The following is a 14,668-nucleotide window of genomic DNA, read 5'->3' on the forward strand; positions in this document are numbered from 1 at the left end:
AAGGCCGCCGCCCGGACGCCTTCGGCGGGCCGGGGCGGCCCGGGAGGGCGGGCACTGTCGGTCCCGGCCGTTAGTCTCGCGGCATGGCAGTGAACTCGTCCCCGCAGACCCCCCTGCCCGTCGGTGAGGTGTCACGGCTCATCGGGGGGTGGATCGACCGGCTCGGCGCCGTGTGGGTCGAGGGGCAGATCACGCAGTTGTCGCGGCGGCCGGGGGCCGGGGTGGTGTTCCTGACGCTGCGCGACCCGTCGTACGACATCTCGGTGAGCGTCACCTGCTACCGGCAGGTGTTCGACGCCGTCGCCGATGTCGTCGGTGAGGGCGCCCGGGTCGTCGTCCTCGCGAAGCCGGAGTGGTACGCCCCGCGCGGGCAGCTGTCCCTGCGGGCCGCCGAGATAAGGCCGGTGGGGGTCGGCGAACTGCTCGCGCGGCTGGAACAGTTGAAGAAGGCACTGGCGAGCGAGGGGTTGTTCGCGGCCGAGCGCAAGAAGCCGCTGCCCTTCCTGCCGCAGCTGATCGGGCTGGTCTGCGGGCGTGCCTCCGCCGCCGAGCGGGACGTGCTGGAGAACGCGCGGCACCGCTGGCCCGCCGTCCGCTTCGAGGTGCGCAACGTCGCCGTGCAGGGCGTGCACGCCGTGCCGCAGGTCGTGCAGGCCGTCAAGGAGCTGGACGAGGCCGAGGGGGTGGACGTGATCGTCGTCGCCCGGGGCGGTGGCAGCGTGGAGGACCTGTTGCCGTTCTCCGACGAGCAGTTGGTGCGGGCGGTCGCGGCCTGTCGTACACCCGTCGTCTCCGCCATCGGGCACGAGCCCGACAACCCCCTCCTCGACTACGTCGCCGACCTGCGCGCCTCCACTCCGACGGACGCCGCCAAGAAGGTCGTACCGGACGTCGGGGAGGAGTTGGAGCGGGTGCGGATGCTGCGCGACCGGGCCCGGCGGTGTGCGCGGGCGTTGGTCGAGCGGGAGGAGCGGGGGCTGGCGCACGCGCTGGCCAGGCCGTGCATGGAGGATCCGCACCGGATGCTCGACGAGCGGGCGGAGCACGTCACCTCCCTCGCCGACCGTGGCCGGCGCACCCTCGGCCACCTCCTCGACCGCGCCGACTCGGAGCTGGGCCACACGCACGCGCGCGTGGTGGCGCTCTCCCCCGCCGCCACGCTGAAGCGCGGGTACGCGGTGCTGCAGCGGGCCGACGGCCATGTGGTGCGCGCTCCGCAGGAGGTGTCGGCGGGCGAGACGCTGCGCGCGCGGGTCGCCGGGGGCGCCTTCACGGTGCGGGTCGCCGATCAGGGCGACGGTGACAGCGAAGTCCGGGGCGAGGTTCGGAGTGAAGTTCGGAGTGAAGTTCAGAGTGAGGTTCAAAGCGATGTCTAGGGTGGGCGGATGACCGGCAAGGTGGCGGAAGAGACGCTCTCGTACGAGCAGGCGCGGGACGAGTTGATCGAGGTCGTACGGCGGCTGGAGGCCGGCGGTACGAGCCTGGAGGAGTCCCTCGCCCTGTGGGAGCGCGGCGAGGAGCTGGCCAGGGTGTGCCGGCGCTGGCTGGAGGGTGCCCGGGCCCGGCTGGACGCGGCGCTGGCCGAGGAGGAAGAGGCCGGGGAGGCCGGGGAGCGGTAGCCCGAGGAGGGCGGCGGTTGTGAAGCGGGTCACCACGCTCCCGTTTTTGTTGAAGGTTGAACTTCCTTGTCGTAGTGTCGATGCCGTCAGCCCGTCCGGCCCCGCCCGGACCGGGACGCGTACGTGAGGAAGATCCCGCATGTCTCTCGCCCTTGACCCCGCCGCCCAGGACCTCCTGTTCCGCGAGGCCCGCACCGCGAACACCTTCACCGACGAGCCGGTGACCGACGAGCAGGTGCAGGCGATCTACGACCTGGTCAAGTACGGCCCCACCGCCTTCAACCAGTCCCCGCTGCGCATCACCCTGGTCCGCTCCCCCGAGGCCCGCGAGCGCCTGGTCCAGCACATGGCCGAGGGCAACCGGCCCAAGACGGCCACCGCCCCGCTGGTCGCGATCCTCTCCGCGGACAACGAGTTCCACGAGGAGCTGCCCCAGCTCTTCCCGCACTTCCCGCAGGCCAAGGACGTCTTCTTCGGCGAGCGCGCGGCCCGCGAGAACGCCGCCGGGCTCAACGCCGCCCTCCAGGCCGCCTACTTCATCATCGGCGTCCGCGCGGCGGGTCTGGCCGCCGGCCCGATGACCGGCCTCGACTTCGAGGGCGTCCGCAAGGAGTTCCTGGACGACGACCACACCCCGCTGATGGTCGTCAACATCGGCAAGCCGGGCGAGGACGCCTGGTTCCCGCGCTCCCCGCGCCTGGCCTTCGACGACGTGGTCACCACCGTCTGAGCCACCCCCCGGCAAGACGCGCGAAAGAGGCCCCCAGCACCGCCGGGGGCCTCTTTCGCGTGCCTGGCCGGGCCCGGTCTCACGCCATCTTCAGCGCCTGCGCCATCTTCGTCAGCTCGGCGAACGGCGCCGTACCCGCCACCACCGTCGTGGAGCCCGGTGTGTTCTCCAGGACGAGGGCGTCGTAGCGGCCGCCGGTGTAGCGCGTCCACGTGCGGCCACCGATCCGCTCGGTCGTCTTCGTCGCCGACGCGCCCTGGCTCGCCTGGTCGATGAAGTCCGCGCGCTTCTGAGCGGACTGCTCGATCTGGACGTACTTGCCGTCGGGATCCAGGAAGCCCAGGTGCCAGCGGTTGGACGCCTCGCCCTGGAAGCGGACCGAGGTCGCCTTCCAGGTGTCCGGCAGACCCTCGGGCGCGGCCACCGGGTAGGAGGCGGCGCGGCGCGCGGTGAGCAGTTCGATGCGGTAGTCGACCCGTTTCACGTCGGGAGCGTGATCGTCGTGCGGGACGAAGAAATAGATCACCGCAGCCGCGATCCCGATCAGGCCCAGGGAGAGGATCATGTCCCGGACCGTTTTCTGCCTGCCGTTCGTACCTGCCACGTCCCCTATCGTCGCAGGTGCCGGATGCGCTCATCCGTGGGGGGCCCTGCTCATTTTGTCCGCCTGGCGATAGAGTCGGGGCCAACACCCTCATCCGGCCGTCGTCGTATCAGAAAGGTGCGCTCCGATGACCGAGCATCATCATTTGCCCTCGGAACTGGATGTCCCCTCCGAGGCCCCCGACCGCAACCTCGCCCTGGAACTCGTCCGGGTGACCGAAGCCGCCGCGATGGCGGCCGGCCGCTGGGTCGGGCGCGGTGACAAGAACGGCGCCGACGGTGCCGCGGTGCGCGCCATGCGGACCCTCGTCTCCACCGTGTCGATGAACGGCGTGGTCGTCATCGGCGAGGGCGAGAAGGACGAGGCTCCGATGCTCTTCAACGGGGAGCGCGTCGGCGACGGCACCGGGCCCGAGGTCGACATCGCCGTCGACCCGATCGACGGCACCACGCTGACCGCCAAGGGCATGCCCAACGCGATCGCGGTGCTGGCCGCCACCGAGCGCGGCGCGATGTTCGACCCGTCCGCCGTGTTCTACATGGACAAGCTGGTCACCGGCCCCGAGGCCGCCGACTTCGTCGACATCAACGCGCCCGTGTCGGTCAACATCCGCCGGGTCGCCAAGGCCAAGCGGTCCACGCCCGAGGACGTCACGGTCGTCATCCTCGACCGCCCCCGCCACGAGGGCATCATCAAGGAGATCCGGGAGGCAGGCGCGCGCATCAAGCTGATCTCCGACGGTGACGTGGCCGGCTCGATCTACGCACTGCGCGAGGGCACCGGCGTCGACATGCTCCTCGGCATCGGCGGCACACCCGAGGGCATCATCTCGGCCTGCGCCGTGAAGTGCCTGGGCGGCACCATCCAGGGCAAGCTGTGGCCCAAGGACGACGAGGAGCGCGCCCGGGCCGTCGACGCCGGGCACGATCTCGACCGCGTGCTGACCACCGAGGACCTGGTGACCGGGGAGAACGTGTTCTTCGTCGCCACCGGCATCACCGACGGCGAGCTGCTGCGGGGTGTGCGGTACCGGTCGGAGACCGCGACGACCGACTCGATCGTCATGCGGTCGAAGTCCGGGACGGTGCGCAGGATCGAGTCCGAGCACCGGCTGAGCAAGCTGCGGGCCTACAGCGCGATCGACTTCGACCGGGCCAAGTAGCCGCGCGGCGTACACAAGAGGGCGCCCCCTGGTGCGGAGGGGGCGCCCTCTTGGGTACGTGATCGGCTAGCCCGCCGCCGCTATGCGGTTCGCCGCGTTGGCCGTCTTCTTCAGCTCCAGGTCGCGGCGGCGGCGCCGGGCCAGGACCACCCGGCGTTCGGCGGCGGTGAGGCCGCCCCAGACGCCGTAGGGCTCGGGCTGCAGCAGCGCGTGCTCGCGGCACTCGACCATCACCGGGCAGCGCGCGCAGACCCGCTTGGCGGCCTCCTCGCGGGACAGCCGGGCGGCGGTGGGCTCTTTGGACGGTGCGAAGAACAGGCCGGCCTCGTCGCGCCGGCACACCGCCTCGGTGTGCCAGGGGGCGTCTTGGTCCCTGTCCCGCACTGGCTCCCGCTGAGCCGGTACGGCGGCTACCTGCAGAGACGAATGCGGCGGTTGCAGCACGGTCTACTCCTGACGACGGCTTCGCGAGCGAGAGACGATGCAGCAAGGCCTACCCGCTGTGCGCGGGCCTATGCACTGCGTTCCCGACCGCCGGAGCGCGACGGCTGGTTCACGACCCTGTGCGCCCGCCGCCGCAGGACCGGTTCCTTCCGGTTCCGGGCGGATTCGCGGCCGTCAACGGCCGACGTGCTTGCGCAAAGCCTTGTCCACCTTGTGGTGCACACGGTCCAGGATGTCCGCGACGACCTTTCCCCGCTTCGGACGGGCCTCGACCGTGCCCAGCACGGCCCACCCGTCGACGTAGACGACCGGCGCGTCGGACTCGACCGAATCCAGTGTGTCCACCTCGAAGGTGCCCAGCACGCCGCCGCCGCTGCCGCGCAGCGTCACGTTCTCCGGGACGCGGATCTCGACGGTGCCGAAGACCGACACTGTCTTGATCACGACCTGTTGGTACTCGAAGATCGCCTCGCTGAGGTCGATCTCGACCGTGCCGAAGACGGCGTACGCGTGCAACCGGCGCCCGGCACGCCAGCGGCCCCGGCGCACCGCGCTGCTGAAGACGGCCACCACGTTGGCGTCGGCCTCGGCCGGTATCGCACCGGGCGTCGGCCTCGGCGGCACGGGCGTGTAGGCGGGGGCCGACGCGGCCCGGTGGGCGGCGGGCAGGTCCCGTATGAAGACCTCCAGCTCGCCGACCGTCTTGGCGTTCAGCACCCCCTCCACCCGCTCGGCGTGCTCGTCGGCGGTGAGGCGGCCCTCGGCGAGGGCGTCCCGCAGGATGTCGGCGATGCGGTCACGGTCGGCGTCCGAGGCGCGCAGTTCGGAAACACGCGGCGACGCGCCCTGCCCGGGGGCTTGCTTCTGAAGGTCCACGACAGCAGCGTACCGAAACGCGATAGATCGCGACTAGGGTTGTGGAAAACCTGGCGAGCCGCGACTGAGCCCTACCTCACAGATTCGACGTCGGAGCCAGGTTCTAGGCTGGTGAGGCCCGCCAACGTCGGCGGGCCGCCGTCCGCAGAGTGAGGAATGGGCTGAGATGCCTGAGTTCGCGTACACCGATCTGCTCCCCATGGGAGAGGACACCACCCCGTACCGGCTGGTGACCTCCGAGGGTGTCTCCACCTTCGAGGCCGACGGGCGGACCTTCCTCAAGGTGGAGCCGGAGGCGCTGCGCAAGCTCGCCGAGGAGGCCATCCACGACATCCAGCACTACCTGCGGCCCGCGCACCTCGCCCAGCTGCGCCGGATCATCGACGACCCCGAGGCGTCCGGCAACGACAAGTTCGTGGCGCTGGACCTGCTGAAGAACGCCAACATCGCGGCCGCCGGCGTGCTCCCGATGTGCCAGGACACCGGCACGGCGATCGTCATGGGCAAGCGCGGACAGAACGTGCTCACCGAGGGCGGCGACGAGGAGGCCCTCTCCCGGGGCATCTACGACGCGTACCTGAACCTCAACCTGCGCTACTCGCAGATGGCTCCGCTCACCATGTGGGAGGAGAAGAACACCGGCTCCAACCTCCCCGCGCAGGTCGAGCTGTACGCCACCGACGGCGGCGCGTACAAGTTCCTGTTCATGGCGAAGGGCGGCGGCTCCGCCAACAAGTCGTTCCTCTACCAGGAGACCAAGGCCGTCCTGAACGAGGCCTCCATGATGAAGTTCCTGGAGGAGAAGATCCGTTCGCTGGGTACGGCCGCCTGCCCGCCGTACCACCTGGCGATCGTCGTCGGCGGTACGAGCGCCGAGTACGCCCTGAAGACCGCGAAGTACGCCTCCGCGCACTACCTGGACGAGATCCCGGCCGAGGGCTCCGAGCTGGGCCACGGCTTCCGGGACAAGGAGCTGGAGCAGAAGGTCTTCGAGCTGACGCAGAAGATCGGGATCGGGGCGCAGTTCGGCGGCAAGTACTTCTGCCACGACGTGCGCGTGGTGCGGCTGCCCCGGCACGGCGCGTCCTGCCCGGTCGCCATCGCCGTCTCCTGCTCCGCCGACCGCCAGGCCCTCGCGAAGATCACCCCCGAGGGCGTCTTCCTGGAGCAGCTGGAGACGGACCCGGCGCGCTTCCTGCCGGAGACGACGGACGAGCATCTGGACGAGGCCGGTGACGTCGTGAGGATCGACCTCAACCAGCCGATGGACGCCATCCTCGCCGAGCTCACCAAGTACCCGGTGAAGACCCGCCTCTCGCTCACCGGCCCGCTGGTCGTGGCCCGCGACATCGCGCACGCCAAGATCAAGGAGCGCCTCGACGCCGGCGAGGAGATGCCGCAGTACCTGAAGGACCACCCGGTGTACTACGCGGGCCCGGCGAAGACCCCCGAGGGCTACGCGTCCGGCTCCTTCGGCCCGACCACGGCCGGCCGCATGGACTCCTACGTCGAGCAGTTCCAGGCGGCGGGCGGCTCCAAGGTGATGCTCGCCAAGGGCAACCGCAGCCGGCAGGTCACGGCCGCCTGCGACGCGCACGGCGGCTTCTACCTCGGCTCCATCGGCGGCCCGGCGGCCCGCCTCGCCCAGGACTGCATCAAGAAGGTCGAGGTCGTCGAGTACGAGGAGCTGGGCATGGAGGCGGTCTGGAAGATCGAGGTCGAGGACTTCCCGGCGTTCATCGTGGTGGACGACAAGGGCAACGACTTCTTCCAGAACCCGGCCCCGCAGCCCACGTTCACCAGCATCCCGGTGCGCGGGCCCGGCCTGGCGTAGCGGTGTGGCGGGCGCCCGCCCCTGGCGCGGACAGGGGCGGGCGGAGGGTGCCGTCGAGTGGCCGTGCCGGTGGGCGCTGGGCCGGCCGGACGAAGGGCCGCGGGTGTGTGGACGGGCGGCCGGGGAACACCGTGTGTCTCCCCGATGCTGTCCCCCATGGAGGTGTCACCCATGACAGACGGTCAGTCCGAAGGCCAGCAGTACCGCATCGAGCACGATTCCATGGGCGAGGTCCGGGTCCCCGCAGAGGCGAAATGGCGGGCGCAGACCCAGCGTGCCGTCGAGAACTTCCCGGTCTCCGGGCAGCGGATCGAGCGGGCGCACATCGAGGCGCTCGGACGGATCAAGGCGGCGGCGGCCAAGGTGAACGCCGAGCTGGGGGTGCTCGACAAGGACATCGCCGAGGCCATCCAGGAGGCGGCCGGTGAGGTCGCCGAGGGCAGGTGGGACGACCACTTCCCGATCGACGTGTTCCAGACAGGTTCCGGGACCTCGTCCAACATGAACACCAACGAGGTCGTCGCGACGCTGGCCAGTGAGCGGCTGGGCCGGGACGTACACCCGAACGACCACGTCAACGCCTCGCAGTCGTCCAACGACGTCTTCCCGTCCTCGATCCACATCGCGGCCACCGCGGCGGTCACCCGTGACCTGATCCCGGCCCTGGAACAGCTCGCCGGCTCGCTGACCCGCAAGAGCGAGGAGTTCGCCGACGTGGTGAAGTCGGGGCGGACGCACCTCATGGACGCCACGCCGGTGACCCTCGGTCAGGAGTTCGCGGGGTACGCCGCGCAGATCCGGTACGGCGTCGAGCGGCTCGGTGCCTCGCTCCCCCGCCTCGCCGAGCTGCCGCTGGGCGGGACCGCCGTGGGCACCGGGATCAACACGCCGCCCGGGTTCTCCGGCGCGGTGATCGCGGAGGTGGCCCGGGTCACGGGGCTGCCGCTGACCGAGGCTCGGGACCACTTCGAGGCGCAGGGGGCCCGGGACGGGATCGTGGAGACCAGCGGACAGCTGCGGACCATCGCGGTCGGGCTGACGAAGATCGCCAACGACCTGCGGTGGATGTCGTCGGGGCCGCGCACGGGGCTGGCCGAGATCCGGCTGCCCGACCTCCAGCCCGGCTCCTCGATCATGCCGGGCAAGGTGAACCCGGTGATCCCGGAGGCCGTCCTGATGGTCGCGGCGCAGGTGATCGGCAACGACGCCACCATCGCCACCGCCGGCGCCGCCGGGAACTTCGAGCTGAACGTGATGCTCCCGGTCATCGCCAAGAACGTGCTGGAGTCGGTCAGGCTGCTGGCGAACGTCTCGCGGCTGCTCGCCGAACGGACCGTGGACGGGATCACCGCGAACCGGGAGCGGGCCCGGGAGTACGCCGAGTCGTCGCCGTCCGTGGTGACCCCGCTGAACAAGTACATCGGGTACGAGGAGGCCGCGAAGGTGGCCAAAAAGGCTCTCGCGGAACGTAAGACGATCCGTCAGGCGGTGCTGGAGGGCGGGTACGTGGAGCGCGGCGACCTGACCCGGGAACAACTGGACGAGGCGCTGGATGTCCTGCGTATGACGCGCCCGTAACCGCCCGCGAACCATTCACGCCGTCCGGCCAGAACCGTGACGCGCGCCGCAGCGTCGTATGCCTGCGGCACCTAATATCTGTGCATGGCAGACGGTGGAGCGATGAGACGCGTGGCACGCGGGGGAGCGGGCGGTCCGGCGGCCTTCTGGGCGGCCGGGAGCCAGATCCTGTGGCGGTACCGGGAGAACGCCGGCCGGCGCTTCCACATCGCGCGTCCCGTCACCGTCGTCCGCGACGACGCGGAGCTGCTCGCGGTCTGGATGGCGCCGGGCACCGAGTGCGTCAAGCCGGTGCTGGCCGACGGCACGCCCGTCCACCTGGAGCCGCTGGAGTCGCGTTACACCAAGCCGCGCACCGTGCAGCTGGACCGGTGGTTCGGCACGGGCGTGCTGAAGCTGGCCCGGCCGGGCGAGCCCTGGTCGGTGTGGTTGTTCTGGGATCCGGGCTGGTGTTTCAAGAACTGGTACGTCAATCTTGAGCAGCCACTGTCCCGTTGGGACGGCGGTGTGGACTCGGAGGACTACTTTCTGGACATCTCCGTTCATCCGGATCGGAGTTGGCACTGGCGGGACGAGGACGAGTTCGCGCAGGCCCAGCGGGACGGGCTGATGGACGAGGAGACCGCCGAGCGGGTCCGGTCGGCGGGGCGGGCCGCGGTGGAGGTGATCGAGGCCTGGGGGCCGCCGTTCTCGCAGGGCTGGCAGAACTGGCGCCCGGACCCGTCCTGGGCGGTACCGTCGCTGCCGAAGGACTGGGACCGTACGCCCGCGCACGTGTCCTCATGAGACCCTTGATGCGCCCCCGGTACACAACCGTAGGATCGTCCTCCGCAAGGGCGCACAGGTACAACTGACAGCGACAACTCCCGGAGACTGCGCCGGGCTTGACCGTACGTCACCGAGGGGCGGCAGGAAGTGAGCGAGGGGCACGAGGGCAACGCCGTGACGGGCCGGGAACGGTGCGCCGACGGCACAGGAACAGCCTCTGACCACGCGGGAATTCCGTTCCCCAGGCACGTATTCCGGGTATCGGGATTTCTGCGGGACGAACTGCGCGCGCGGCGCGCAGCCCCCAACGGATGGATTCGACACGCGTGACGGAGCAGCCCACCTCCTCCTACGAGCGCCCCAAGCCGGGCGTCGACCCCGCGGAGACCCGCGGGGCGCTCCTGCGTGCCCCGCAGCCGCTCGGCGCCGGCGGCTTAGCGGCACAGGCCCGCGCCGACCAGACGCCTGCCGGGCCGGGTACGACCACGCCCTGCGGCAAGCGGAAGGAGCCCCCCGTCAACGGCCCCGAGCACTCCCAGCCGGCCACCAACGAGCCCATGGGGGCCCCTGCAGCGCGAGCGGACTCGAGCGTGGGGGAGCATCGTCCGCGTCCGACGCCGGAGGGCATTCCGCCCCAGCCGGGTGCCGAGCAGGAGCGGGTGACGGGCGACGGTGAGCGCCGCAGCGGGCGGGGGCTGCCGCCCGGGCGGCCGATGCCGATGCGGCGGGACGGGGACCGGCTCAGGTTCGTCGGCGCGGCCACCCGGCGGATCGCCCGGGGCATCGACCTCGACGAGATCGTGATGGGGCTGTGCCGGGCGACCGTACCGACGTTCTCGGACGCGATCCTGGTCTATCTGCGCGACCCGCTGCCGGTCGGTGACGAGCGGCCCACCGGTCCCGTGGTGCTGCGGCTGCGCCGTACCGACCGGATCCCGGAGGAGCGGGACACCGAGGGCGGTTTCCTGCCCGTGCCGCTGCCCGAGCCGGAGGGGGAGCCGTCCGCGCTGTCGGAGCTGTCCGCGCTGACCGCCGAGCTGTGCGAGGTGCGGCCCGGTGGCGCCCTCAACGAGGTGCTGCGCGGGGTGCGGCCGGTCTTCGCCGACGCGCCCGGCGCCCGCGAGGCGCTGCCCGAACTCCTCGGCGAGTCAGGCGAATCGATCGTTCCCGACGGCCGGCACGCGATCCTCGCGCCGTTGCGCGGCCGTCGCCGGGTGATCGGCGCCGCCCTGTTCCTGCGCCGCCCGGAGCGGCTGGCCTTCGAGGCGGACGATCTGCTGGTCGCCGCCCAGCTGGCCACGCACAGCGCCCTCGGCATCGACAAGGCGGTGCTGTACGGCCGTGAGGCCTACATCGCCGACGAGCTGCAGCGCACCATGCTGCCCGAGACGCTCCCCCGGCCGACCGGCGTCCGGCTCGCCTCCCGGTACCTGCCCGCCGCCGAGACCGCGCGGGTGGGCGGCGACTGGTACGACGCCATCCCGCTGCCCGGCAGCCGGGTCGCGCTGGTCGTCGGCGACGTCATGGGCCACTCCATGACCTCGGCTGCGATCATGGGCCAGCTGCGCACCACGGCCCAGACCCTGGCCGGGCTCGACCTGCCCCCGCAGGAGGTCCTGCACCACCTCGACGAGCAGGCCCAGCGCCTCGGCACCGACCGCATGGCGACCTGCCTGTACGCCGTCTACGACCCGGTCTCGCACCGCATCACCATCGCCAACGCCGGCCATCCGCCGCCCATCCTGCTGCACCTGGGCGGACGGGCCGAGGTGCTGCGGGTGCCGCCGGGCGCGCCGATCGGCGTCGGCGGCGTCGACTTCGAGGCCGTCGAGCTGGACGCGCCCGCCGGGGCGACGCTGCTCCTGTACACCGACGGTCTGGTGGAGTCCCGGCTGCGGGACGTGTGGACCGGCATAGAGCAGTTGCGCGAGAAGCTGGCCGCCACCGCCCAGCTGACCGGGGCCGACCATCCGCCGCCGCTCGAGGCGCTGTGCGACGACGTGCTGGACATGCTCGGGCCGGGCGACCGGGACGACGACATCGCGCTGCTCGCCGCCCGCTTCGACGGGATCGCGCCGAGCGATGTGGCGTACTGGTTCCTGGAGCCGGAGGACTCCGCTCCCGGTCAGGCCCGCAGGCTGGCCCGGCGCGCGCTGGCCCGCTGGGGCCTGGAGGACCTCACCGACTCGGTCGAGCTGCTGGTGAGCGAGGTGGTCACCAACGCGGTGCGCTACGCCTCCCGGCCGGTGACCCTGCGTCTGCTGCGCACCGACGTACTGCGCTGCGAGGTCGGCGACGACGTGCCCCAGCTGCCCCGGCTGCGCCAGGCCCGGGCCACCGACGAGGGCGGCCGCGGCCTGTACCTGGTCAACCGCCTGGCCCGCCGCTGGGGCGCGACCCGGCTGAGCACCGGCAAGGTGGTCTGGTTCGAACTGAACCGGACCTAGCCGGTCCCTGCCGGTGCCCTCGCCCTTCCTTCCGCCTGCTACCCGCCCGGGTTGAGCGGGTTGTTCGTGATGTTGCCCGTCGGGGTCGGCGGGTTGGGCGAGGTCGGCGGGTTGCTCGTCGGCGGCGGGGACGACGTCGGCGGCTTGGTCGTCGGGGTGTCCGACGGGCTGTTGGACGGGCTGTGGGTCGGGCTGTGGGACGGCTTCGGCGAGTGGGAGGCCGTCGCGGTCGGGCTCGGCGAGGTGGTCGGGGTGTCCGACGGGGCTACGGCGGCGCCCTGGGTGGTCTCCAGGTCGAACGTGGCCTTGTCCGTCACGCCGAAGGTGTACGTCGCCCAGATCTGGGCCGGGTAACCGCCACCGTTGATCCGGCCGGGGCTCTTGATCAGGCCGGTCGCGCCCGTCAGGGGCACCTGGCGCCCGGTATTCCTCTCCTCGCCGAACAGGCCGACGGAGGTGACCAGGTCCGGGGTGTAGCCGGTGAACCAGGCGGACTTGTTCTTGTCGGAGGTACCGGTCTTGCCCGCCACCTGCTGGCCGTTGCGCAGGGGGTTCCCGGCCACCGAGTCCTTGGCCGTGCCGTCGTCGACCACGCCGGTCAGCACCGAGGTCACGGTGTCGGCCGCGGTGCGGCTGATCACCTGGTCGCCGACCGGGTTCGGTATGTCGACGGTGCGGTTCTTCTGCTCGGCCGAGGCGATGAGGCTGGGGGTGACCTTCTTGCCGTGGTTGTCGAAGGTGGCGTAGATCCCGGCCATCTCCAGCGGGCTGGCGCCCATGGAGCCCAGGGTCTGCGCGGGCACCGCCTGCATGCCCTTGGTGTTCATGCCGAGCTTGCCGGCGACGCTCATCACCTTGTCCATGCCCACGTCGACGCCCATCTGCGCGAAGACGGAGTTGACGGACTTGTCCATGGCGTCCTGGACGGTGATGGGGCCGTAGCTCTGCTTGTCCTCGTTGGGCGGGGCGAAGCCGACCTTGGTGCCGTGGTCCTCGACCTCGCGGCCGCTGGTGCCGTCGTAGACCGTGTTGGCGTTGATCGGCTTGCCGTCCTGCGTCTGGGCGTTCTCCTCCAGCGCGGCGGCGAGGATCACGGGCTTGAACGTGGAGGCGGGCTGGTAGTCCCGGCGGGTCGCGTTGTTGATGTAGTGCTTGAAGTAGTCCTGGCCGCCGTACAGGGCGACGATCTTGCCCGTCTTGGGGTCCACGGACACGGCGCCGGCCTGCACATTGCCGTCGACCTTGCGCTTCTTGGCGTCGAGCTTGCTGGTCAGCTGGGACTTGACCGCCTTCTCCAGCTCGGCCTGCCTCTTCTTGGTGATGTTCAGGGTGATGGTCCAGCCGTGGTCGACGACCGCGTTCTCCGCCTGGGCCTGCGTCATGCCCTGCTGGTCCATGAGCCGCTGTTCCAGCTGCTGGTTGGCGAGCTGGACGAGGTAGCCCTTCTGGCCCTCCTCACCCGGGGTCCCCTTGGGGTCCTTGGGCACCGGGAACTTCATCGCCTGCCGCTTGGCCGCGTCGAGCCAGTGCTGCTTGACCATGTTGTCCAGGACGTAGTTCCAGCGAGCCGTCACCAGCTTCTTGCCCGTGGCGGACGCGACGCCCCAGTCGTACTGGCTCGGCGCCTGCAGCAGGGCCGCGAGATAGGCGCCCTGCTCGACCGTGAGCTTGTCCGCGTCGACCCGGTAGTAGGCCTGGGCGGCGGCCTGGATGCCGTAGGCGTTGCGGCCGTAGTAGCTGGTGTTGATGTAGCCGGCGAGGATGTAGTCCTTGGACTTCTCGCGGTCCACCTTCAGGGAGATGACCATCTCCTTGAGCTTGCGGGTGACGGTCTGGTCCTGGTTCAGGTAGTAGTTCTTGACGAACTGCTGGGTGATCGTCGAACCGCCCTGGGTGCCGCGGCCGGTCACCGTGTTGAGCAGACCGCGCGCGGTGCCCCGGAAGTCGATGCCGACGTCGGTGTAGAAGGTCTTGTTCTCGGCGGCGACGAAGCAGCGCTGGACGTCCTTGGGCACCTTGGACAGGTCCACGCTCTCGCGGTTGACCGTGCCCACCCGGGCCAGGATGGAGCCGTCGCTGTACTTGTAGACGTTGCTCTCCTGCTGGGCGGCCGCGTTGCCCTGCGGCACGTCCACCCACAGGTACAGGCCGATGAAGGCGGCGATCACGAGCAGGCACATGCCGAAGAAGGTGCCGAGCATCTTCTTCCAGGTGAAGAGCCGGCGTATGAGGCCCTTCTTGGCGCCCTTGGCGCTCTTTCCGCTTCTGGCGGCCCTGGTGGCGGCCCTGCCGCCGCTCTCCACGCCGGCCGGCGCGCCGCCGGCCGGGGGGCCGCCGGCCGACGCGCCGCCGGCCGGAGCACCCGACGAGCGACCTCTGGGCGCCGCGCGGTGGCCACCGCGCTGCCGCGCTCGTCTCTCTTCCGCTCGCCCCATGGGTCCGTCTACTCCGCTTCCGTCTCGTGGTCACCCTCGCGGTCAGCTTCGAAAGCTAACACCCGTCTATATGACAAAGAGCGCTCGATCCGCTCTTTTGCGGACGTGACAATCAGCACCCGCCCCAAGGGAACCGACGGGTTACGGAGCCAGAGGGTTGCTTCCGGGCGG

12 protein-coding genes are annotated in these 14,668 nt (G+C 70.8%); 8 read left to right on the forward strand and 4 right to left on the reverse strand.

The window, feature by feature from the left end; translation table 11 throughout:
• The first annotated feature begins 83 nt into the window (after positions 1-83).
• The 3 genes from xseA to ACFYMM_RS01520 all read left to right on the forward strand — a co-directional run bounded on the left by xseA (position 84) and on the right by ACFYMM_RS01520 (position 2,349).
• A complete protein-coding gene (gene xseA, locus ACFYMM_RS01510) occupies positions 84-1,376 on the forward strand; it encodes an exodeoxyribonuclease VII large subunit (RefSeq protein WP_388382671.1) in 1,293 nt (430 codons plus the stop codon).
• A gap of 9 nt (positions 1,377-1,385) precedes the next feature.
• A complete protein-coding gene (locus ACFYMM_RS01515) occupies positions 1,386-1,619 on the forward strand; it encodes an exodeoxyribonuclease VII small subunit (RefSeq protein ID WP_388382673.1) in 234 nt (77 codons plus the stop codon).
• A 139-nt stretch (positions 1,620-1,758) separates the two neighbouring features.
• Positions 1,759-2,349: a malonic semialdehyde reductase gene (locus ACFYMM_RS01520; RefSeq protein WP_388382675.1), complete on the forward strand. Its 591-nt coding sequence runs from the start codon at positions 1,759-1,761 to the stop codon at positions 2,347-2,349.
• A gap of 79 nt (positions 2,350-2,428) precedes the next feature.
• On the opposite strand, the gene ACFYMM_RS01525 is transcribed toward ACFYMM_RS01520, so the two are convergent.
• The gene (locus ACFYMM_RS01525; protein WP_388382677.1) at positions 2,429-2,953 is read right to left on the reverse strand and encodes a DUF4245 domain-containing protein; all 525 of its coding nucleotides are present in this window, start codon (positions 2,951-2,953) and stop codon (positions 2,429-2,431) included.
• A 127-nt stretch (positions 2,954-3,080) separates the two neighbouring features.
• Here ACFYMM_RS01525 and glpX point away from each other — a divergent pair, with 127 nt between their 5' ends.
• Positions 3,081-4,115, forward strand: coding sequence for a class II fructose-bisphosphatase (gene glpX, locus ACFYMM_RS01530; protein WP_388382679.1), 1,035 nt, complete (start codon positions 3,081-3,083; stop codon positions 4,113-4,115).
• Positions 4,116-4,181: 66 nt separating this feature from the next.
• Here the strand turns inward: glpX and ACFYMM_RS01535 are convergent, their stop codons facing one another.
• Positions 4,182-4,559, reverse strand: a complete 378-nt coding sequence (locus tag ACFYMM_RS01535) for a WhiB family transcriptional regulator (RefSeq protein WP_388382681.1) — start codon at positions 4,557-4,559, stop codon at positions 4,182-4,184.
• A gap of 174 nt (positions 4,560-4,733) precedes the next feature.
• Positions 4,734-5,435, reverse strand: a complete 702-nt coding sequence (locus ACFYMM_RS01540) for a DUF1707 domain-containing protein (protein ID WP_388382682.1) — start codon at positions 5,433-5,435, stop codon at positions 4,734-4,736.
• 166 nt (positions 5,436-5,601) lie between these two features.
• On the opposite strand from ACFYMM_RS01540, the gene ACFYMM_RS01545 reads away from it, so the two are divergent.
• The 4 genes from ACFYMM_RS01545 (at position 5,602) to ACFYMM_RS01560 (ending at position 12,062) form a co-directional block, all read left to right on the forward strand.
• Positions 5,602-7,269 carry a fumarate hydratase gene (locus ACFYMM_RS01545; RefSeq protein ID WP_388382685.1) on the forward strand — a complete coding sequence of 556 codons (1,668 nt, stop codon included), beginning with the start codon at positions 5,602-5,604 and terminating at the stop codon, positions 7,267-7,269.
• Between the two features lie 171 nt (positions 7,270-7,440).
• Positions 7,441-8,847 carry a class II fumarate hydratase gene (locus ACFYMM_RS01550; RefSeq protein ID WP_388382687.1) on the forward strand — a complete coding sequence of 469 codons (1,407 nt, stop codon included), beginning with the start codon at positions 7,441-7,443 and terminating at the stop codon, positions 8,845-8,847.
• Positions 8,848-8,931: 84 nt separating this feature from the next.
• Positions 8,932-9,633 (forward strand): DUF402 domain-containing protein, encoded by a 702-nt coding sequence (locus tag ACFYMM_RS01555; protein ID WP_388382689.1) that lies wholly within the window; start codon positions 8,932-8,934, stop codon positions 9,631-9,633.
• 293 nt (positions 9,634-9,926) lie between these two features.
• Positions 9,927-12,062: a SpoIIE family protein phosphatase gene (locus tag ACFYMM_RS01560; protein WP_388382691.1), complete on the forward strand. Its 2,136-nt coding sequence runs from the start codon at positions 9,927-9,929 to the stop codon at positions 12,060-12,062.
• A 38-nt stretch (positions 12,063-12,100) separates the two neighbouring features.
• On the opposite strand, the gene ACFYMM_RS01565 is transcribed toward ACFYMM_RS01560, so the two are convergent.
• Complete coding sequence (locus tag ACFYMM_RS01565; protein ID WP_388382692.1) at positions 12,101-14,497, reverse strand: transglycosylase domain-containing protein; 2,397 nt, start codon at positions 14,495-14,497, stop codon at positions 12,101-12,103.
• Positions 14,498-14,668: the final 171 nt, after the last annotated feature.

The sequence above is a fragment of the Streptomyces sp. NPDC006739 genome (assembly GCF_042869815.1).
GTDB lineage: Bacteria > Actinomycetota > Actinomycetes > Streptomycetales > Streptomycetaceae > Streptomyces.